Source organism: Pseudoduganella namucuonensis (assembly GCF_900116645.1).
Lineage (GTDB): Bacteria > Pseudomonadota > Gammaproteobacteria > Burkholderiales > Burkholderiaceae_D > Rugamonas > Rugamonas namucuonensis.
Genome location: NZ_FPBO01000008.1, coordinates 105,960 through 126,531 on the forward strand (window position 1 = coordinate 105,960; position 20,572 = coordinate 126,531).

General features: G+C 69.7%; 19 protein-coding genes. 5 read left to right on the forward strand and 14 right to left on the reverse strand.

Annotated features, from left to right (window positions below; all coding sequences use genetic code 11):
* Window positions 1–4: 4 nt before the first annotated feature.
* From BM436_RS10975 to BM436_RS11000, 6 genes are read right to left on the reverse strand one after another with little or no spacing between them, the layout of a single operon-like run.
* Complete coding sequence (locus BM436_RS10975) at window positions 5–1,309, reverse strand: DUF58 domain-containing protein (protein WP_093555563.1); 1,305 nt, start codon at window positions 1,307–1,309, stop codon at window positions 5–7.
* A complete protein-coding gene (locus BM436_RS10980; RefSeq protein WP_177307116.1) occupies window positions 1,306–2,343 on the reverse strand; it encodes an AAA family ATPase in 1,038 nt (345 codons plus the stop codon). The genes BM436_RS10975 and BM436_RS10980 overlap by 4 nt, the downstream gene beginning before the upstream one ends.
* Window positions 2,330–3,652: a DUF4350 domain-containing protein gene (locus BM436_RS10985; protein WP_093555564.1), complete on the reverse strand. Its 1,323-nt coding sequence runs from the start codon at window positions 3,650–3,652 to the stop codon at window positions 2,330–2,332. The genes BM436_RS10980 and BM436_RS10985 overlap by 14 nt, the downstream gene beginning before the upstream one ends.
* Complete coding sequence (locus tag BM436_RS10990) at window positions 3,649–5,247, reverse strand: DUF4129 domain-containing protein (RefSeq protein WP_093555565.1); 1,599 nt, start codon at window positions 5,245–5,247, stop codon at window positions 3,649–3,651. The genes BM436_RS10985 and BM436_RS10990 overlap by 4 nt, the downstream gene beginning before the upstream one ends.
* Window positions 5,237–6,202: a stage II sporulation protein M gene (locus BM436_RS10995; protein ID WP_093555566.1), complete on the reverse strand. Its 966-nt coding sequence runs from the start codon at window positions 6,200–6,202 to the stop codon at window positions 5,237–5,239. The genes BM436_RS10990 and BM436_RS10995 overlap by 11 nt, the downstream gene beginning before the upstream one ends.
* The gene (locus tag BM436_RS11000; RefSeq protein WP_218164835.1) at window positions 6,199–6,879 is read right to left on the reverse strand and encodes an RDD family protein; all 681 of its coding nucleotides are present in this window, start codon (window positions 6,877–6,879) and stop codon (window positions 6,199–6,201) included. The genes BM436_RS10995 and BM436_RS11000 overlap by 4 nt, the downstream gene beginning before the upstream one ends.
* A 392-nt stretch (window positions 6,880–7,271) precedes the next feature.
* On the opposite strand from BM436_RS11000, the gene BM436_RS11005 reads away from it, so the two are divergent.
* Entirely contained in the window at window positions 7,272–8,477 is a 1,206-nt protein-coding gene (locus BM436_RS11005; protein WP_093555567.1) for a nidogen-like domain-containing protein, read from the forward strand.
* Window positions 8,474–9,193, forward strand: a complete 720-nt coding sequence (locus BM436_RS11010; protein ID WP_093555568.1) for an invasion associated locus B family protein — start codon at window positions 8,474–8,476, stop codon at window positions 9,191–9,193. Before BM436_RS11005 ends, BM436_RS11010 begins: the two co-directional genes overlap by 4 nt.
* Before the next feature lie 97 nt (window positions 9,194–9,290).
* On the opposite strand, the gene BM436_RS11015 is transcribed toward BM436_RS11010, so the two are convergent.
* From BM436_RS11015 to BM436_RS11025, 3 genes are all read right to left on the reverse strand, one after another.
* A complete protein-coding gene (locus tag BM436_RS11015; RefSeq protein ID WP_093555569.1) occupies window positions 9,291–10,289 on the reverse strand; it encodes a serine hydrolase domain-containing protein in 999 nt (332 codons plus the stop codon).
* 72 nt (window positions 10,290–10,361) lie between these two features.
* The gene (locus tag BM436_RS11020) at window positions 10,362–11,615 is read right to left on the reverse strand and encodes a TIGR04552 family protein (protein ID WP_093555570.1); all 1,254 of its coding nucleotides are present in this window, start codon (window positions 11,613–11,615) and stop codon (window positions 10,362–10,364) included.
* 140 nt (window positions 11,616–11,755) lie between these two features.
* A complete protein-coding gene (locus tag BM436_RS11025) occupies window positions 11,756–12,148 on the reverse strand; it encodes a hypothetical protein (RefSeq protein ID WP_093555571.1) in 393 nt (130 codons plus the stop codon).
* Between the two features lie 387 nt (window positions 12,149–12,535).
* On the opposite strand from BM436_RS11025, the gene BM436_RS11030 reads away from it, so the two are divergent.
* Window positions 12,536–13,201 carry a PEP-CTERM sorting domain-containing protein gene (locus BM436_RS11030; RefSeq protein WP_143133068.1) on the forward strand — a complete coding sequence of 222 codons (666 nt, stop codon included), beginning with the start codon at window positions 12,536–12,538 and terminating at the stop codon, window positions 13,199–13,201.
* Here BM436_RS11030 and BM436_RS11035 read toward each other — a convergent pair.
* Window positions 13,187–14,110, reverse strand: coding sequence for a LysR family transcriptional regulator (locus tag BM436_RS11035; RefSeq protein ID WP_093555573.1), 924 nt, complete (start codon window positions 14,108–14,110; stop codon window positions 13,187–13,189). The genes BM436_RS11030 and BM436_RS11035 overlap by 15 nt on opposite strands.
* Window positions 14,111–14,214: 104 nt before the next feature.
* On the opposite strand from BM436_RS11035, the gene BM436_RS11040 reads away from it, so the two are divergent.
* Window positions 14,215–14,895, forward strand: coding sequence for a LysE family translocator (locus tag BM436_RS11040; RefSeq protein WP_093555574.1), 681 nt, complete (start codon window positions 14,215–14,217; stop codon window positions 14,893–14,895).
* Here the strand turns inward: BM436_RS11040 and BM436_RS11045 are convergent.
* Window positions 14,892–16,346: a cytochrome P450 gene (locus tag BM436_RS11045; RefSeq protein WP_229489952.1), complete on the reverse strand. Its 1,455-nt coding sequence runs from the start codon at window positions 16,344–16,346 to the stop codon at window positions 14,892–14,894. The two genes, BM436_RS11040 and BM436_RS11045, sit on opposite strands and share 4 nt — an antisense overlap.
* A 156-nt stretch (window positions 16,347–16,502) precedes the next feature.
* Between BM436_RS11045 and BM436_RS11050 the strand changes: the two genes are divergently transcribed.
* Window positions 16,503–16,949, forward strand: a complete 447-nt coding sequence (locus BM436_RS11050; protein ID WP_093555575.1) for a cache domain-containing protein — start codon at window positions 16,503–16,505, stop codon at window positions 16,947–16,949.
* On the opposite strand, the gene BM436_RS11055 is transcribed toward BM436_RS11050, so the two are convergent.
* From BM436_RS11055 to BM436_RS11065, 3 genes are all read right to left on the reverse strand, one after another.
* Window positions 16,937–18,622 carry a PAS domain-containing sensor histidine kinase gene (locus tag BM436_RS11055; RefSeq protein WP_093555576.1) on the reverse strand — a complete coding sequence of 562 codons (1,686 nt, stop codon included), beginning with the start codon at window positions 18,620–18,622 and terminating at the stop codon, window positions 16,937–16,939. The genes BM436_RS11050 and BM436_RS11055 overlap by 13 nt on opposite strands.
* Complete coding sequence (locus BM436_RS11060) at window positions 18,619–19,914, reverse strand: cyclic di-GMP phosphodiesterase (protein ID WP_218164836.1); 1,296 nt, start codon at window positions 19,912–19,914, stop codon at window positions 18,619–18,621. Before BM436_RS11060 ends, BM436_RS11055 begins: the two co-directional genes overlap by 4 nt.
* Before the next feature lie 83 nt (window positions 19,915–19,997).
* On the reverse strand, window positions 19,998–20,411 hold the full coding sequence (locus BM436_RS11065; protein WP_093555577.1) for a nuclear transport factor 2 family protein: 414 nt from the start codon (window positions 20,409–20,411) through the stop codon (window positions 19,998–20,000).
* Window positions 20,412–20,572 lie beyond the last annotated feature (161 nt).

Below are 20,572 nucleotides of genomic sequence, written 5' to 3' on the forward strand. Positions count from 1 at the left end.
ACGCCTACAGTTGGCCGCTTTCCTTGATGTCCAGGTATCGATTGATCAGCGAGGCGCTCAGCTGCTCGGGCGGGACGTCGATCAGTCCCGAGGCGCGCAGGCCGAGGCGCTGGATCGCCTCGCGCCGCTGCAGCAGGTAGTGGAGGGCGGCGGACTGGCGCAGCGCGCCGGCGAAGTCCGCGGCGTCGGCCGCCGCCGCGCGGTCCAGCGCGCGCTCGCGCAGGCTGGCGCACAGCACCATGTGGCGCGATCCCAGCAGCTCGCAGGCGCGGCGCATGGCCAGGTCGTCCTCGTCGCGCAGGTTGGTGATCAAGACCACGAAGGCGCGCTTGCCCAGCTTCCGCATCAGCGCGCCCGCCGCCTGCGTGTAGTCGGGCGCCGCCTCCCCCGGCTGCAGGTCGTAGACGCCCGCCAGCAGGTGGTCGAAACCGGCGCGGCCCTTGTGCGGCGCCAGCCAGCGCGGCTCGCCGCCGAAACTCATCAAGCCCACCGCGTCGCCCTGTTTCTGCGCCACGAAGCCCAGCGTCAGCACGGCCTGCAGCGCGTGGTCGAAGTGGCTGGCGCCGTCGTCGCGCGCCAGCATGCGGCGGCCGCAGTCGAGCAGGAACACCACCTGCTGGTCGCGCTCCTCCTGGTATTCGCGGCTGATCGGCTTGCGCTGGCGCGCGGTCGCCTTCCAGTCGATCGAACGCAGGCTGTCGCCCTGGCGGTATTCGCGCAGCTGGCGGAAGTCCGTGCCTTCGCCGCGGCGGCGCTTGCGGATCGCGCCGGCGGCGGGCGCGCGGCGGTCGGTCGCCATCAGCGTCTGCCCCAGCATGCGGGAGAAGTCGGGGAACACCTTCACGTTCTGCCCGGGACCGAGGCGGTGGCCGCGCAGCCACAGGCCCAGCGGCGTCGCCACGCGCAGGTGCGGCGCGCCGAAGACGTCGTCGCCGCGACGGGTCGGCCGCACGCGGTAGCCTTGCGCCCGCCATTCGCCGGGCGGGATGTCGGCCGCGCAGGGCAGGCCCTCCATGTCCCAGGCGGCCGGGTAGTCGTCGAAGATCTCCAGCCGGACGGGCAGGGCGCCGGCGTTGCGCACCGTGAGCGTGACGGTGTGCCACTGGTCCACCGGCAGCACGCCCGGCAACTGGCGTTCGACCCGCAGCGGCGGCGCGCGCCAGCCGCGCCAGGCGTCGGCGCAGGCGGCCAGCAGCAGCGCGCCGCCAGCGGCCCAGTACAGCGGCGCCAGCGCCGGCAGCAGGCTGGCCGCCAGGCCGCACGCGACCCAGCCCAGCACCCACCGCAGCAGCTTGCTCGAAGGCGTCATGCGCGCGGCGCGGCGATCTGCTGCAGCAGCGCGGTCAGCAACTGATCGGCGCTCAGGCCATCGAGTTCGCTCTCCGGGGAGATGGCGATGCGGTGGCGCAGCACCGGCAGGCCGGCTTGCTTGATGTCGTCCGGGGTCGCGTAGTCGCGGCCCGCCAGCAGCGCCATGGCGCGCGCCAGCCGCACCAGCGCGATGCTGCCGCGCGGTCCGGCGCCGATGGCGATGCCGGGCCAGTCGCGCGTGGCGCGCACCAGCCGCACCGCGTAGGCGGCCACGCTGTCGTCCACCCGCACGCGCGCCACCAGCTGCTGCAGCGCGGCCACGGTGTCCGGCTTCACCAGCGTGGCCACGGCGGCCACGTCCAGCGCGTCGCCCACGCGGTTGCGCGTGACGGCCCGCAGCATCTCCTGCTCCTCGCTCTCGGACGGATAGCCGATGCGCACCTTGATCAGGAAGCGGTCCAGCTGCGCCTCGGGCAGCGGGTAGGTGCCCTCGTTCTCCAGCGGGTTCTGGGTCGCCAGCACCATGAAGGGCGGCGCCAGCGGATGGGACTCGCCCTCGATGGTCACCTGGCGCTCCTGCATCACCTCCAGCAGCGAGGACTGGGTCTTGGCGGGCGCGCGGTTGATCTCGTCGGCCAGCAGCAGGTGGGCGAACACGGGCCCCTTGCGCACGCTGAAGGTCTGGTTCTTCAGGTCGAACACCGCGTGGCCCATGACGTCGGCCGGCATCAGGTCCGGCGTGAACTGGATGCGCGAGAAGTCGCCCGCGAAGGTCTTGGCCAGCGCGCGCACCAGCAGCGTCTTGCCCAGGCCGGGCACGCCCTCGATCAGCACGTGGCCGCCGGCCAGCATGCAGGCCAACACCTGGTCTATCACCTCCTGCTGGCCGACCACGGCGCGCCGGATCTCCGCGCCCATGCGGCGCACGATGTCCAGCGCCTGCCGCAGGCGCTCGGCGGGGATGCCTGGTTCCATGCCGGATTCCGCGCCCGGTTCCACGCCCGATGGGTCGCCGTTCTCAATGTCGTTCATATCGCTTCCTGATGTGTTGAAGTGTCTGGATCTGGCGCGTGAAGGCGGCCGCTTGCGCGGCGGCGGGACCGAACAGCGCCTCGCGCAGCGCGATCTCCTCCAGTCCGCACAGGCGCGCCAGGCGCGCCGCTTTCTCCGCGTCGCCCAACCGCTCCAGCTCGGGCGCGCGGCGGCGCAGCAGCGCCAGGGTTTCCTGGCGCGCCGCCGCCAGCAGCACCTCGCGTCCGCCCCGCGCGCGCCACAGCCAGTTGCCGCTGGCCTCGATATGCTCCAGCAGCGCGCGGCGCTCGGTGGCCGGTTCCGGCAGCAGCGGGCCGTGGCGGCGCGCGGCGCGCCACCAGGCCAGCGACAGCAGCACCGCCAGCGCGCCCAGGAAGAGGTGGGCCGCCCGCCACAGCGCGGCATACCAGGGCACGGCGCTCAGGTCGCGCACGATCAGCACCCGCGGCGCGCGCGGGTTCAGCGCGGCCAGGCCGAGCAGCAGCTCCGCGTGGTCGCGGCGGCCCAGCCGGTAGTTGTTGAAGTAGTTATCGGACAGCAGCACCAGGTGGCCCTTGCCCTCGGCGTGGACGCGCACCGCCATGCCGTCCACGTCGCTCCACAGCGCTTGCCGCGCCTTCGGCCCGGACGTCAGCACCTCGCCGCCGGTTTCCAGCGTCAACGGATAGGCGCCGCCCGGCAGCGTGACGCAGGTGAGCTGGCGCGGCCCCTGGCTGTCCACCGGGATGGCGGCGGGCGCGTCCCCGTCCTCGTCCTGGTCTTCTTCCTGGTCCTCTTCCTCGGGCGGCAGCGGCGGCATGGCGTCCGTCTCGCAGCCGGCGCGCAGCTTGCTGCGGTAGCTCAGCGACACGCCCAGGTGCGCGCCGATCGGGTCGGGCTCGGCCAGCTGGCGCAAGGGATTGCGTCCGCCGGTCGCGCGCTGTGGCGGCTCGCCCACCGGCACCGGCAGGCCGCGCAGGCCGGGCAGGCCCGACCAGTGCGGCTGCGCCAGCAGCGTGTTGCCGCGCGCGACCCAGGCCAGCAACTGGGCCGCCTGCGCGTCGTTCATCTGTCCCGTGTTGTCGGCCAGGACCAGCATGCCGTCCGGGATGGCCCGCAGGTCCACGTCGCCCAGCTGCTTGTACGCCAGCACCTTGCGCCCATGCCGCTCCAGCAGGCGGCTGGCGGCCAGCATGGGATTGCTGACCGACTCGGGATGGATGCGCTGCGCCGGCCGCCACACGCGCTCCATCAGGTCCAGCCACAGCCAGGAGCCGGCCGCCGCCAGCGCCGCGCAGGCCAGCGCGATCGCCACGCCGCGCCGGCTCACGCCGCGCTCCCGGCGCCGCGGGGGAACTGGGCGTCCCACGCGGCGCAGGCGGCATGGACGGCGTCCGCCGACGGCCAGCGGCCGCCGTAGGCGCCGTTCAGCCACAACGTGGTGGCGGTGTCGGCCACCCCGCAGCGCGCCTCGGAGAGCTCGCCGCGTTGCGCCGCCCGCCGCGCCAGGCGCAGGCAATCGCCCTCGGTCGCGCCTTGCGCCAGTTGCAGGCCGTGGCGCTGCACCAGCCGCGACAAGGTGGCGCGGTAAAGCAGGGCCAGCGCGGCGCGGCGCTCGCCGCGGTCCCACTGCGCGCGGACGGTGCCGGTGACATCGTCCGGCAGGCTCTCGGCGCGGATGTCCAGGCCGCCGATCTCGGTCGCCAACGCGGGCGCGGGCGGCGGCAGCAGCCAGCGCAGCTTGTCCCGGTAGCGGTACAGCATCCAGGCCGCCACGGCGACGGCGCCGGCGATCAGCAGCCACTTCGCCACCAGGGCCGCGAGGGCGAGGTTGGGCATGCTGCCCGGTTTGGCGGGCTGGCGGGGCTTGCCGGGCTCCTTGAATTCCCAGCTCTGTTCGCACACGTAGCCGCGCAGTTCCTCGCTGTCGTACAGCTGTTCCAGTTCCTTGTGCAGCGCGGCCTGCGCGGCGTCGTGCGGCGGGCCCAGTTGGTTCAGCGGGCGATGCACCAGCTTCTCGCCCTCGCAGCGCGGCGTGTTCGGCGACACCGCCACCGCCGCCGCCGACGACGACGATGCCGCGGCCGGCAGGAGCGACAGCAGCGCGCCCAGCACCGCGGTCGCGGCCAGCAGCGCGGGCAGCGCGCGGCCGGCCTGCGCCGCGTCGCGCCGCGCGGCGGGCGGCTCGATCTGCCGCAGCGTCAATTCGATGTCCCAGGCCTCCAGCGTGGCGCGGCGGTTCAGGTACAGGGTGAAGCAGCAGGCCGCGTAGATCGGGCCGATGATGGCGCCGCTCGCGCACAGCAGGGTCACCGGCAGCAGCGACAGCAGCGTGCGGTCGCCGCCGCGGCCGATGAAGGCGAACAGCTCGAACTGGTTCTCGCTGGCGAAGGAGCCGATGAAGGCGACCAGCCCGAACTGCAGCACCGCCTCGAAATGGGCGCAGGCCAGGCCGAAGCCGTAGGCGGCGCGGCCGGTGCCGTTGCGGCCGATGACGGCGCGCCGCGCGTCGGCCGCCGCGCCGCGCGCGTTCTCCAGCTGCCACACGGGCTGGTACAGGCCGCGTCCCGCCATGAAGGGGCGCCACCACGTCAGCATGCGCAGCCAGCCGCCGCCCAGCTGCCCGGGCCACGCGCGCAGCGCCTGGCGCCACGTCACGTGTTCGCCGAACACCTGGCGCGACATCACATACAGCGGCGCGCGCTCGAGCAGGGGCCGCAGCCACCATGGCAGCAGCATCCACAGGAAGGCGTGCCCGGGCATGGCCAGCGTCAGCGCCGCCGCGACGGCGCACAGCGGCAGCCACAGCGCCAGCCAACTGGCGTAGACCGTGCCGGCGCGCGCGTGCAGCAGCGCGAAGCCCAGGTCCAGCGCCTGCCGCGCGGGGCGCGGGCGCAGCGCGATCCGCAGGTGCTCAAGCCGCATCGGACGCTCCGCGCGGCGCGCGCCCGGCCAACAGCAGGAAGGCGATCACCAGCGCCCAGCACGCGCCGCCCACGGCGTACTTGACGCCGGGCGCGATGGCCGTGCTGGCCGACCAGAAGGCCTCGACGAAGGCCGCCAGCACCGTCAGCAGGGCGGCGCCCACGATCACCGGGAACATGGCCTGGCTGGCCGCGAACAGCGCGTGGCGCCGGCTCAGGCGGCCCGGCGCCAGCAGGGCCAGGCCCAGGCGCATGCCGGCCATGCCGGACAGCACCAGGCCCGTGATCTCGAAGCTGGCGTGGGTCACCACGAAGGACCAGAAGTTCTGGCGCGTGGCCGGGTCCATGCTCAGCCAGCTGGCGATGACGCCGCCGTGCAGGCCGTTGAAGGTCAGGCTGAGCAGGGCCGGCAGGCCGGCGAACAGGCCCGCCGCGAAGGTGCGGAAGCCGATCGACACATTGTTCCAGATGTAGTGGCCGAACATCAGCATGTCGCCCTCGCTGCCGCCGCGCCCCATGCGGATGTTGCCGGGGCTGTACATGCGGCGGTACTGGTCCAGCTGATGCGGATCGATGAAGCTGTAGGCCGATTGCGGATGGCGCCATACCAGCAGCCCCAGCACGATGGCCACGCCCCAGAACGCCAGCGACGCGGCCAGGAAGAGCCGCCACTCGGCGCGCACGCGGCGCGGGAAATCCACCAGCATCCAGCGCGTCAGCGCGCGCGGGCGCTCGGCCACCGCGCCGTACAGGCGCAGATGGCACTCGGCCGCCATCGCGTGCAGATAGTCGGTCAAGGCCGGGGAATAGCCGCGCTGCCCGGCCAGCGCCTGGCACTGCGCCAGGCGGCGGTACAACTCGGGCAGGGCGGCCGGCCGCTCGGAGCGGTTCTCCAGGATGGCCGCGATGTCCTCCCACAGCGCCGCGTGTTCCAGCTCGAATCGCTGCTGCTTCATTGCCGCAACCCCGCCGCGTAGGCGCGCAGCCGTTCCAGCGACGGCTCGCCGCGCAGGCCCGTCAAGGGTTCGGCGATATCGCCCAGCTCCACCAGGCGCGCGCGCGGCAGCTCGTGCTCGCGCTCGAACAGGTCCGCCAGCGCGCGCTGCTGCTCGGGCGGCAGCGGAAACGGCAGCGGCGCGGGCGGGACCGGCACGGCGCCGGGGCGGGCGGCGGGCGGCGCCGGGCGCTTGTCGCGGTACACCACCAGGGTGCCGGCCACGATGTCGCCGAGGCGCCGGAAATGGGAATCGAACAGCATGGACAGCAGGCCGGCCGCGTACATCAGCGGCAGGAAATCGGCTACCAGCAACAGGTTGCGCAGCACGGACTCGCGCCAGCCCACGGGCAGGCCGTTGGCGCGGCGCACCTCCAGCCCCATCACGCGCTTGCCCACCGTTTGCCCGCGAAAATACACCTCGCAAAGGATGGGATAGCCCCAATAGCTGAGGAACAGCAGCAGCGCGTACAGGCCCTTGCCCAGTCTGCCGGGCAGCACGAAGGAAAGCAGCAGCATGAAGGCCAGCCAGAGGCCCAGGTCGATGGCCCAGGCCCACGCGCGCGGAGCGGGTCCGGCCGGCGTCAGCAGCAGCCGGATGCCCTCCGGAGTGGTCAGCGATAAACGGCCATCGATCAAGAAAGCATCCGCGTCGTAAGGATCAGGGATTTAATTGTATCCAAGTAACACTTAAATAAAAAGCAAAAACACCCGTCCCCCCGAAAATAGCCCAGGGCGTATTTATCCACGCGGAAAAAATGGCCCTGGGCCGGATCGCGGGGGAATCGGGCGCCGGGGCGCATGCCGCCGTCCGCGCGGCGAAAATGGCCCTGGGCGCTTTTTGCCGCGGGGGAATAAGCGCCCTGGGCTATTTTCGGCGGTGGTGTCGGTTTTCTTTACACCGGCGGCATTGTGGAAATGATAAGTATTTGATTTGGATCAAAATCGTGGTATTGGCACTAATCTTGCTAATATCATCACTTTGTAACAGTTTCCAAACAAAAAGTTTCACATTTCCACTAAGGGTGACTATGAAGAAAGTAAATTTCCTGTTGGCGGGTTTGCTGGTGAGCGCCAGCTTCCTGCAGTCGGCCGGCGCGGCGCCGTTGCGCAGCGGTTTCGGCGGCGTGGCCGGCTACGGCGAACTGACCCAGCCTGCCAACGACGACGGCTCGTCCAACCAGCTGAACCTGCCTTTCGCGCTGAACTTCTTCGGCCATAACTACGACAAGTTCTTCGTCAACAACAACGGCAACGTGTCGTTCAACGCCGCGCTGTCGACGTTCACGCCCAGCCCGTTCCCGATCGCCAACCAGCCCATCATCGCGCCGTTCTGGGCCGACGTGGACACCCGCGGCACGGGCGCCGTCTACACCGCGGCGCCGGACGCCAACACGGTGGTGGTGACGTGGAACAACGTCGGCTACTACAACACCCACAGCGACAAGCTCAACGATTTCCAGATGACGCTGTTCAACCGCGCCGACACCGGCGCCGGCAACTTCGACGTCGAATTCCGCTACAACAAGCTGGAGTGGACCACCGGCGACGCCAGCAGCGGCGTGGCCGGCCTGGGCGGCAAACCGGCGCAGGCCGGCTACGACGCCGGCGACCAGAACCACTTCTTCACGCTGCCCGGCTCGCTGACCGGCGACATCCTGGACCTGGTCAACACCAGCAATGTCAGCGAGACCACGCCCGGCGTGTGGACCATGGCGATCCGCAACGGCGCCCTGTCCGACGGCTCCAGCGCCGCCGCGCCGCTGATGCCCACCATCGTCACCGACGCCGGCTACCAGTTCAACTTCAACATCAACCTGAACCAGCGCATCTTCATCGATCCGGTGGTGGCGGTCGGCTATGAATACCGCGTCAACTCCGGCCCCAACATCACCAGCGCGCTGCTGCCGGTGGTCGCCGGCGACACCGACGGCTACGAGATCCGCTCGCTGGACGACATCCTGCTGGGCATCGTACTGCCGGGCGACATCTTCGACTTCGGCCCGGCCGGCGTGAACGGCTTCCGCCTGACCGACATCGAGGCCGCCGCCGGCCTGGATCCGAACAATCCGACCGCCTTCGTCACCGGCCTGACCTTCGCCGGTCCCGGCACGGTCGACATGACCCAGCTGCCGCTGACCCAGGACGTGCCCGAGCCGGCCTCGCTGGCGCTGATGCTGCTGGGCGCCACCGCGCTGGGCTTGACGCGCCGCAAGCGCCAGGCGGGCCGTCCGTGAAGGTGACGGCGAGGTTCGCCCCGGCCACGCCGCTGGCCGGTTCCGGCCGCGCGCTGCTGCTGGTGCTGGCGTTGGCGGCCGCCGCCGGCCTGGCCGACGCCAGCGCCGCCGGCCAAGCCGGCCAAGCCGGCCAGTCCGGACAAGCCGCGCAAGCCGGCCAGGCCGCGCATGCCGCGCAGATCGGCCAGGCCGGCCAGGCTGGCAAGCTCGCGCTGGCCGAGAAGCCGCGCGTCACGCGCGAGGCGCGCTTCGATTCCTGGGGGCTGACCTGCGCCGTCTCGAAGAACGAAGCGGGCCAGCCGGAGGAGCGCTGCATGATCTCGCAGCTGGTCTACACCAACCCGCAAAAGGCGCGGGTGGTGCTGGGCGTCTCGGTCGACTACGGCGATTCGTCCAAGGTGCCGACCATGCGCGCGCGCTTCTCGCCGGCCGCCGTGCAAAAGGCCGGCATCGGCGTCAAGATCGACGCGCAGCCGGAGATGCGCCTGGCCATCAGCGACTGCAACGAGCAGCGCTGCGAGGCGGTGGGGCGCTTGTCGCCGGAGGTGCTGAAGCTGTGGCGCAACGGCAAGATGGCGCAGCTCGCCTTCCTGCAGCAGGGCGGCAAGCAGATGCTGTTGCCGGTGTCGCTGACGGGGTTCGGCAACGCGCTGACGGCGCTGGGCCACTATCCGGCCGGCGGCGCCAAGGCGGGCGGCCCGGTGGCGGCGAAATAGGCTTGAAGCGTGGCCGCGCGGCCGCCGTTCGCGGACCTCAGAGGCTGGGAGTTTTTCTGGCGTGATGAGCGGGCATGATCGAAAGACTCCCAGCCTCTCAGTCCAGGATGGCGCCGGCCACGCGCTTGAGCAACTGGCTGCACTGCTGGCCGATCTCGGCCTTGTTGTAGTCGCCCGCCGTCATCACCACCACCAGGTCCAGCGACGGCACCAGGTACAGCCGCTGGCCGCCGTTGCCGAACGCGGCGTGCCAGGGGTGCTTGCCGCCCAGCGCCTCCACCTTGCCCAGCCACCAGTGGTAGCCGTACTGGCGCCCGTCGCCGGTGTCGATGTGGGCGCGGGTCGCTTGCGCCAGCCAGTCCGCCGGGACGATGGCGCGCCCCTGCCACTGGCCCTGCCGCAGCACCATGCGCCCCAGGCGCGCCAGGTCGGACGGCCGCATGTGCAGGCCCGAAAACGCCAGCGGCCGGCCGCGCAGGTCCTTGTCCCACACCCAGTCGGTGATGCCCATCGGTTCGAACAGTTGCGTACGCGCGAACTCGGGCAGCGTCACGCCGGTGTGGCGCGCCAGGAGCTGTCCCAGCACGGCGGTGCAGCCGGCGTTGTAGTTGAAGCGCATGCCCGGCGGCGACGCCAGCCGGTGGAAGAACAGATAGGGCGCGGGCGCGCGCCAGTGCAGGCGCAGCTCGTCGTTCAGCGCGCTGGAGGCGTGCATCTCGTTCCAGGACAGGCCACAGGTCATGGTCAGCAAGTGGCGGATGGTGATCAGGCCGCGCCTGCGCTGCGCCAGCTTGCGCAATTCCGGGTACAGGCCGGCGACCGGCGTGTCCAGCCCCGGCAACAGGCCCTGGCCTTGCGCGATGCCCCACAGCAGGCCGGTGACGGTGCGGCTGACGGAGCGCATGTCGTGCCGTGTGTCGGCGTCGAAGGCCACGTCGCGCCGGAAAGGCGACCAGGGCGCGTGGTCGCGCCCGCGCTTGTAGGCCTCGGCCACCATGACGCCGCGCCGCTCCACCAGCAGGCTGTGGAAATTGGCCTTGTCGGCGGCGAAATCCCGCAGGACCTCGTCCAGCCGGGCTGGGTCGAACCCGTTCATGCACCGCGCTCCTCGCTGACGCCGCTGGCTCGGGCGTCCAGGGTCGACGCTCAATGTATCAACGCAATTGCTCTATGTCAACAAAGCCGCGTCAACCGTGCGCGCCGGGGCGGGCGCCGGCGGCGTCGCGGCGGGCTGGCCGGCGATCCAGCGCAGCAGCTCGCGGCCGAACACGCGCACGCGCGCCGTGTCCACCTGGCGGCGTTTATAGGCCTCGTGGCTGGCCGGTCCGCTCAGGCTGCGGTCGTGGCTGGCCTTGTCCATCAGCTGGATCTCGTATTCGAAGAAGAAGCCCACGTCGTAGTCCGGTTCGGCGGGACCGTCCTCGCCCGATTCCTGGGCGGCGTAGGCGGGCAGGCTGGCGCCGCCGACGTCGTCGGCGTGCAGGTGGATCATCTTGCGCACGGTGACCTGGATGCTGCTGAAGCCCTCGCCGCTGTGCGGGTTGCTGGTGCGCGTCTGCGCCTCCGAAATGGCGAGCAGTTCCGCGTCCATGCGCTGCAGCAGCTCGGCGGGATAATCCTCGCTGCGGTCCAGCATGGCGCGGTATTTGACGAACACCTGCTTGGCCGCGTCCATGTCCAGCAGCGTGTTGCGGGTGCGCTGGGAATCCACGTTGGTCACCGACAGCAGGTGCGCTCGCTGCAGCGTCTGCAGCGCCAGCAGGCATTCGAAGCGGGTGTTGAAGATCATGCGCACGCCGAGGTGGTCGTACACGTCCGCCGCCAGGTAGCCGGCCTTTTGCAGCAGCTTGAGCAGGATGCTGTTGCGGCCCTTGTTGTTCTTGCGGTCGAAGTGCAGCAGCGGCAGGCAGGTGTCGCCGTGGCGCAGGAAGTAGTGGCCCTCGTCGCAATGGATCAACTCGTCGAGCGTGGCGAACACCTGCTCGCGAATGGTGTTGAAGTGGCGCAGCTTGAGGTTGTTGTCGATGTAGAAGATGCCGTGCATGACCTTGAGCACGGCGCACGACCACATGCGCAGCGTGTCGGACTGCTGGCCGCGGCGCGAGGCGTACACCAGCAGTTGCAGCGGATCCTCCGGATGGCTGACCTCGCGCGGGATCAGCGCCACCTGGCCCGGTTCGAGGAAGCTGCTGGCGATGAAGGCCACCGCCTCCCGGTGGGCGCGGCAGATCACGCCGGGGGCGGCGGGCTGGTCCAGGTCGAAGCCGTATTCCAGCACGAACTGGCGCGCGTCGCGCAGGTTGCGCAGCGCCAGCGCGCCCAGGTCGATCGCGGAGACGCCGCTGGCGATCGCGTTGAGGTAACCCCAGTTGAGCGAGAACTTGCGCGTACTGGTCTTGAGCGACGCATGGATTTCAGTCATGTCTTTATGCCATCAGCCCTATCCGATAAGAAAGTATCGCAGTCCGCATGGACCGGGTCAACGACTGTCGTATGTGCATTGCAGCACGCCGCGCGGCGTGGATGGGGTGCGCCCGCGGCCGGGGCCGCGGGCGGGAGACGCTAGTAGCGCTCGGGGCGCAGCTCGTTGTCCGGCCGTTCGACGTCGGGCTGGACCGGCAGGTCGCGCGTGGCGCCGGGCGTGGCGGGCTGGCGCGCGTTGTCCAGCGTGTCGCCCGGATAGGTGGCGGTCCCGCCGCCGGTGGAGCCGGTGGCGCCGCTGGCGCCGTAGGTGGTCAGCGCGGGCTCGAAGCGGGCGGCCGAGCGCAGCTCGTTCCTGTTCTTGGTGTCGGTGGGACGCTTGAACTGGTAATCGGTGGCGGTGGGCGGACCCTGGTCGATGGCCATGGTGTTCAGCGCGGGCGTGTCCGTGGGGTTGCGCGGATTGACTTCCTGCGCCCAGGCGCATGGCGCCGAGATCACGGCCGCGGCCAGCAATAGTGCCTTGGTGTTCATGGGCTTCTCCTCAAAACTATAGGTGAAGCGCCATTATTGCCCCGCCCGCGTGCGCCCGAAGTAGGACTCCTTCTCATGTGGCGGTCGGAGTAAGGCCATTGCTTCCGCTCCGACCCCGTTGAAAATACCCCTGGGGTATTTAGAAAAAAGCCCCGGGTTTTTCAAAATAGCCCTGGGCGCTTTTCGCCGCTGTCGCGCTCAGTTGAGCCAATTTAATTTGCTTTCGGAAAATTTTACACAATGGTAAGAAGGTTAATGTTGCAGTTCTTTAAAGTAACTTAAATTTCCTTTGAAAATCAATTATTTGGAGTAATAGCGGGATGGATGGCACATTCGTTGCTTGTCGATCGCAAGTGTGTATACGACAAACCTCAACAGGAGACCCCCATGCGAGCCATGACTTCCGCCCTTGCCTTCACCCTTGCCCTGCTGGCGTCCGGCCAGGCCAGCGCCGGCCCCGTTCCTTCGAGCTACAGCTTCGACGTGGCGACCGACTGCGGCACCTATTGCTACACCGACAGCGGAGGCGAACTGACCAATGGCGCGCTGGGACGGGCCGGCTGGGAGGTCAACCTGGGCGGCGGCCCGGCCGCGGAATGGACGGGATGGACCGACGACCGCGTCAACATCGATTTCACGTTCTCGGGCAAGTACGATTTCACGGGCGTGCACGTGGGCAGCACGCAGGACAACATCGCCGACGTGGTCCTGCCCTCGTTCGAGGTGTACGGCTGGACCGGCTCGGCGTGGGCGCTGGCGGGCAGCTTGACCGTGCCCCTCAGCAGCGCGAACGACCGGGCCGTGGGCTCGATGGCTGCGCACGTGTTCCTGGACTTGACCGGCCTCGGCTTCTACACCGACCAGCTGCGTCTGTCGCTGGTGGCCGAGGGGCCGTTCACCTTCATCGACGAAGTCACCTTCGACGGCACCGCCCGGGTCGCCAACGACGTGCCGGAACCGGGCAGCCTCGGGCTGCTGGGCGCGGGCCTGGGCCTGTTGGGCTGGTCGCGCCGCCGCCGTGGCGCGCCACGGCGCGCCTCAAGCGCGGCCTGAGACGCCGCTTGATGCGCCGCCCGCCGCGCCGGCGCCGAAGCGCTCGACAATGAACTCGACAAAGCTGGCCAGCTTCGGCGTGGACTGGCGGTCGCGCGGGTAGATCAGGTGCAGTGGACGGGGCGGCGGCAGGTAGCCGCCCAGCACCGGCACCAGCAGCCCGCGCGCGATCTCGTCGGCCAGCATCATCTCCGGCTGCATGACGATGCCCGCGCCCGCCAAGGCGGCCTGCTTCAGCGCGTGGCCGTTGTTCGAGCGCAGCCGGCTGGCGCGCATGTTGAAGGCGGGCTCGGCCTCGTCCAGGCGCCAGCGCACGTGCCGCGGCCAGTGCGAGAAGTCCAGGCAGTGGTGGCGCGCCAGGTCGGCCGGCTTTTGCGGCGTGCCGTGGCGCGCCAAGTACGCCGGCGCGGCGCAGATCGCCATGTGGATGGGCCGCAGCGCGCGCGCCACCATCGAGGTGTCCTTCAGGTGGCCGACGCGGATGGCCGCGTCCAGGCCTTCCTCCACCACGTCCGCCAGCCGGTTCGACAGTTCCAGCTCCACGTTCACCTCGGGATGGCGCTCCAGGTAGTCGGCCAGCGCCCCCGCCAGGCACTGCCCGCCGAAGGCCACCGGCGCGCTCACCTTGAGCGTGCCGCGCGGCGCCGCGCGCATGGACTGCGCGCCCCGCTCGGCCGCCTCCACCAGCGCCAGGATGTGGCGGCATTCCTCGCAGTATTGCGCGCCGATCTCCGTCAGACTCTGGCTGCGGGTGGTCCGGTGCAGCAGGCGCGCGCCGACCAGCTTTTCCAGCGCGGCGATATGCTTGCTCACCATCACCGTCGACAGGTTCAGCGCCCGCGCCGCCGCCGTGAAATTGCCGGCGTCCACCACCCGGACGAATACTTCCATGCTGCGCATCTTGTCCATGGGGATTGTTAAACGTGGGTTAAAGATGTTGTAAATGGTATGCTATTTTTAAAGAATGTGAAAAGCCCGATACTGGTCGCTCCTGATCACTTCCGGTGCCCGGCATGACCTACTCTCTCTGGCTTTCCTTCCTCGCGGTGGCCTTGGCGGCGACCTTCAGTCCCGGTCCCGGCGTGCTGCTGGCGATCTCGACCACGATGGCGCTGGGCCCGCGACGCACCGCGTACAGCTCGGCCGGCAACGCGGTGGGCGTGTTCCTGGTGTCGTGCGTGGCGGTGAGCGGGGTGGGGCTGCTGTTCCAGCGCTCGCCGCTGGCCTTCACCCTGCTCAAGGCGGGCGGCGCGTGCTACCTGGCGTGGCTGGGCGTGAAGCAGTGGCGCCAGGCCGGTGCGAAGGAGCCGGCCCCCGCGCCCGCGCCGGCGGCGCGCGAGGGGGCGCCGGCGCAGCCGGCACGGCGTGAGCGGGAGCCGACGCCGAAGCCGGAGGACGGCCGCTACGCCGTGTTCGCGCGCGGCCTGGCCGTGGCCTGCAGCAATCCGAAAAGCATCGTGTTTTTCGCCGCGATCTTCCCGCAGTTCATGCCCATCGGCACGTTCTCGGTCGCGCGCTTCCTCGTGCTCAGCCTGACGTTCGTGGCTTGCACCTTCGTGTCCCATTTCAGCTACGTGCTGCTGGCCGCGCACGCCGGCCCGGCCATGCTGGCGGGCGAGGGCATGCGGCGCTTCCAGCGCTGCATGGGGGCGCTGTTCGTGGCGCTCGCCGCGGCGATGCTGCTGTACGCCTAATCCGGGCGCGGCGTCAGGCGCACCGGCATGGCGCTGGGCCGCATGGTGAAGGCGGACACCTCGGCGATGGTGGCGGGATCGACCGCCAGTTCCAGCGTGAAGTTGCGCGCCAGCATGGACAGCACCAGCCGCAGCTCCACGCCCGCCAGATGCCGGCCCGGGCACACCCGCGGCCCCGCGCCGAATTGCGCGTAGGCGCGCGTGTCGTGCGGCTGCACCTGGTGGTGGCCGGCTTCCCAGCGCTCGGGCAGGAAGGCGGCCGGGTTGGCGAAGTGGTCGCTGTCCAGCATGGACGGGCGCAGCAGGAAGAAGATGGGCGTGCCCGGCGGCAGGGCGACGTCGCCCAGCACCGTGTCGGTGACGGTTTCCAGGTACAGCGCCGGCACCACCGGCTTGAGCCGCGTGGCCTCGTGCGCCACCGCCTCGAAGAAATCGAGCCGCTTGATGTCGTCGAACGCCGGGCACACGCGCGCCTCGCCCAGCGCCTCCACGGCCGCCGCGTGCATGCGCGGCTGGATGTCCGGCCGCGTGCCCAGGAAGTACATGGTCCAGGCCAGCGTGTGGGCGGTGGTGTCCTCGCCGGCCAGCAGCACCGTCATGACGTTGGCGAAGATGATGTCGTCGGTGATCCCCGAGCCGGGCTGGGCGCTGCTTTGCAGCATCGCCTCCAGCAGGTTGTGCGGATGCAGGGGCGGCAGGCCGGCCATGCGCTTGCGGGTGCGCTCGATCAGGCCGTGCACGTGCTCCTGCACCACGCGCAGCGAGCGGTCGAACTCCCTGTCCCTGGGCAGCTTGATGTAGCGCCACAGCGGGAAGGGCGCGTTGACGCGGGCCATGATCATGGGGAAGATGAGCGCCATGTGGTCCTGGATCGCGTCGCCCGGTTTCTCCAGCGTGTTCGGGTCCTCGCCGAAGGCCAGCGCGGTGGTCACGTCCACCGTGTAGCGCGCCAGGTCCTTGCCCATGTCGACGATCTCTCCGTGCTCGGCGGCGCGGCGCCAGTGCCGGTGCAGGCGCTCGGTGATGGCGTGCATGGCCGGGAAGAAGGCCGGGAAATTGGTCGACGCCAGCGCGTGCATGACCAGCTGGCGCTGCGGGCGCCAGCCCTCGCCCTCGACCGAGAACACGCCGTTGCCGCCCATTTCCTTGAGCACGGATTCGATGGGCGAGAAACGCCGGTACTTGTCCGGCCGCTCGCGCAAGGCGGTCTGCAGCATGCCGGCGTCGGCGCAGACCAGCACCTGCTGCGGGCCCAGGCGTATCGTGAAGACCGGCCCCAGTTCGCGCTCCCATTCCTCCAGCACCAGGTGGATGCGCTTGGGGTCCATCTTCAGCGCGTTGCCCAGCACGGGCACGCCCTTGGGCGAGGGCAGGTCCACCAGGGTTCTGGCGCGGGTTGCGGTTTCCGTTGTCATGGAGGCGTCCTCGTGCGCCGCGGCGGCGCGTTGCATGGCCTGGACTGCTTGAAGGCGGGCTGATCCATTGTATGCCCTTTGCCCGCGCCGGCGCGCCCGCATGCGCCGGGGGAATGGCGGTATGATAGGCTGACGCGGCCGGGCGGCGCAGGCTGTTCCGGTGCGATATCGACAAGTAACCAGGAGATGGGCATGAAACACGCAATCACGGCGGCTTTGCTGCTGGCTTTCGCCGGCGGCGCGCTGTCCGCCGACTACGCCACCCCGCAGCAGGCCGAGCAACTGGTGGCCAAGGCGGTGGCGGCGGTCCGCAAGGACGCGGCCAAGACCTACGAGGAAATCACGGCCAAGGACGCGGCCTGGGTCCATGGCGACCTGTATCCGGTGGTGTACGACCTGGACGGCAAGGTGCTGGCCCACGGCCAGAACCCCAAGATGGTGGGCAAGGATTTGATCGAGCTGCGCGACGCGGACGGCAGACCCTTCGTCCGCGAGCGGGTCGACCTGGCCAGGCAGAAGGGCAAGTTCTGGCAGAACTACAGCTTCCTCGACCCGGTGACCAAGCAGATCCTGGCCAAGCGCATGTACTGCGAACGGCTCGACGAGCGCGTGGTCTGCGCCGGCGTCTACGTGCGCTGAGGGGCGTCGTCGGCGGCGGCCGGCGGGTGCGTGGGCAGCACCACCCGGAACACCGTGCCCGCGCCCACCTCGCTGCGCACCTCGATCGCGCCGCCGTGCTTTTGCACGATGCCGTAGGACAGCGACAGCCCCAGCCCCGTGCCCTGGCCGATGGGCTTGGTGGTGAAGAAGGGCTCGAAGATGCGGCTCAGGTGCTCGGGCGCGATGCCCTTGCCGGTGTCCTCGATCTCGACCCACACGTTGGCGCCGTCGTGGCCGGTGCGCACGGTGATGCGGCCGTGCTCCTCGATCGCGTGGGCGGCGTTGATCAGCAGGTTCATGAACACCTGGTTCAGCTGCGACGGGTAGCATTCGATGGCGGGCGGCGCGCCGTACTCCTTGACCACCTCGGCCTTGTACTTGATCTCGTGCCACACCACGTTGAGCGTGCTGTCCAGGCCCGCCTCCAGGTCGGCTTGCTGGCGTCCGCCGCCGTCCACGTGTGAAAACTCCTTCATGTCCTGCACGATGCGCTTGACGCGGTCCAGCCCGTCGAGCGACTCGGCCAGCAGGCTGTCCAGGTCCTCGCGCAGGAAGTCGGCGTCGATCTCCAGCTTCAGGCGCCGCATGTGCTCGCTGTCCGCCGGCGCCAGGCAGGCTTCCCTCTCCTGGTAGGCGTCGAGCAGCCTGAACAGGTCGCGCGTGTAGCGCTGCAGCGAGCCCAGGTTGGAGTTGACGAAGCCGACCGGGTTGTTGATCTCGTGCGCGACGCCGGCCGCCAGCACGCCGATCGAGGCCATCTTCTCCGATTGCAGCAGCTGGCTCTGCGCCTCGCCCAGCTTGCCGATCAAGTCCTGCTGGCGCGCCTTCTCCGTCTGCAGCGTGGCGTTGGCCAGGCGCAGGTCGGCGGTGCGCTCCAGCACGCGCTCCTCGAGCCGGTCGCGCGACTGGCGCAGCGCCTCCTCGGCCAGCTTGCGCTCGGTGATGTCGGTGTAGCCGAACACGCGGCCGATGATGCGCTCGCCCAGGTACTGCGGCCGCGACTTGCATTCGAAGACACGGCCGTCGGTCAGGCGGAACAGGTCCTCGGCCTCGCCGCGGTCGAGCACTTCGCGCAGGCGGCCGCGGCAGACGTCCGCCTCCAGCACCTGCGCGGACAGGAATCCCAGGATGGCCTCGTCGTTCCCGGCCAGCAGCAGCTCCTCCGGTATCCGCCACATGGCGCTGCACAGGCGGTTCATGCTGGTGATCTTGCCGTGCCAGTCGAGCACCAGGATGCCGTTGCCGGTCGACTCCAGGGTCGCCTGCAGCTGCGACAGGGTCTGCTCGAGCGCGTCCTCGACCTGCTGCTGGTGCTGGATGTCGCGCGCCTGCACCAGCAGCAGCGGCGCGCCCTCGTGGTGGATCACGTGGATCGACTTGGCCACCGTCAGCAGCGCGCCGTCGGCGCACTGGTACTGGCCCTCCTGGGCGTCGATGGCGTCGTACTGGCCGTTGCGCACCTCCTCCCAGTAGAACACGTCCTGCAGCGACGATTCGATGTCGGTGATGCACATGCCCAGCAACCGCTCCTCGCTATAGCCCAGCACCTGCGAGGCGACCCGGTTGACCACGGCGATGCCCAGATCGTCCGGCCGCACGAGCAGCATCATGTTCGGGCAATGGTCGAGCATCAGTTGCGGCAGGCTCTTCATGGCGGGGCGGCGCCCGCCGCACCCGCGTCGAAGTAGTAGCTGACGCGTTTGCGCGGGCTGAGGTAGTGGTAGATCTCGCGCGGCACTTGCGCCGGCCGGATGGCCTTGACGATGTTCAGGTCCGACTCGCGCTCCATGTCGACCAGGATCGCCTCGTCCCTGGGCACGCTGGCGTCGTAGATGGCGACGATGGGTTTCATCGGCTTGAGCGTGTTGACGGTGGCGACCATGCCCATCACGCCGTTCGACAGCTGGACGATGGTGCCGGGCGGATACACGCCCAGGCAGCGGATGAAGACCTGCAGCAGCTTGGGGTCGAACTTGCCGCGCAGCTTGGCGAACATCATCGACAGCGCCTCGTGCGGCGTGAGCGCGGCGGCGATGTTCATGGGATTGCACAGCTCGTCGTAGAAATTGGCGATCGAGACGATGCGCGCCAGCACGCCGATCGCCTCGCCCTTCAGCCCGCGCGGGTAGCCGGCGCCGTCGAAGGTCTCGTGGTGGTCGCGGATGACGGCGTTGCTGACGGCGGACAGGCCGAGGCGCTCGCCGATGTCGGCGCCGTACTGGCTGTGCATCTCGTACAGGTTCTTTTCCGCGTGGCTCAGCGGGTCGAGCTTGTTGAGGATCTTGTCGGGGATGTTCTTGTGGCCCACGTCGTGCATCAGCGCGCCCATGGCCAGCGGGCCGGCCACCTCCTGCGGCAGCTTGATGTCGCGCGCGATCATCATCGCCAGCATGGTCACGTTGAGCGAATGGTAATAGACCTCCTCGCCGCCCATCTTGTCGCCCATGACGTGGATGGCCAACTCCGGCGCGGCCAGGATGGAATCGACGATGCCGGTGATCAGCTCGTTGGCCTGGCGCAGGCTGTCTGCCGGGCGGGAGAACAGGTTCTTCTCGATGTCGCGGATCGCCTTGGCGGTGTTGACGAAGGCGTGCTCGATGCGGGCGGCGTCGTCGCGCTGCGCCTTGATGCGCGCCATCATGGCGCGCTTGGCCAGCAGCTCGGCCGAGGGCTCCGGCGCGGCCGTCGGCGGCCGCGCCGCGGCCTCCTCCGGTTCCGGCGCGGACGGGGGCGCGCCGGCCGGCAGGGGCGGGGCGTCGCTCAGGGCTGGATCGTAGCGCACCGTCGCCAGGCCGAGGCCGCGGATGGTCTTGAGCTGCTCCTCGTTCTTGATCTTGAAATGGCTGAACGCGAAGGGGTGCTCGAACCATTTCAGGTCGAGATGGACGTACAAGCCGACCTGTAGCTGATCGATCGAGATGCGTAGGCTGTCGGGCATGTTCATGGGACCAGCATACCTGCCTCATGCGCCGTGATCAACCGCGCCCCCGCGCAACCGTGCGGGCGCCCGGGCCGGCGGCGGGCGCTTCAGCCGCCGGCGCCGCCGCGATAGGCGGCGGCCGCCAGGTGGGAGTCGAGGAATTCGCGGAAGTCGGTGATCTTGCCGTCGCGCACGGTGAACAGGTGGACCCAGTCGCTTTCGAAACAGGCGCCGGTGGCCCGTATCGTGAACGCGTAGTGGCCCAGCACCACCACCCGCGGGCCTTTGGCGATGAACTCGTTCGGCGCGAAGGCGCGCACCTCCTGCGCCTCGCCCATTTCCCTGAAAAACGCCATCACCTGCTCGCAGCCCTGGCGCTTGCCCGAGAAGGCCACGCCGGGCACGGTGGGGATCTCCCACGAGATCCCGGGGGCGAAGTAGGAGCGCATGCGCGCCGTGTCCCCCGTGGCGAACGCTTCGTAGCACTGTCTTACGATGCCAAGGTTGGCTTGCTCGTCCATGATATGCGCTCCGTGTCGACTGCCTGGAGAGTCAGTATTGCCCCCGCTTGCCCGAAACACAAGCGCGGCGTATGGGCCCAAGTGACGGACTCGCCAAACGCGGCGGGTGTCGTTTCCAGGCCACACTGGTCCGCCCGCTGAAGCCGGGCCGGGTGCGGGCG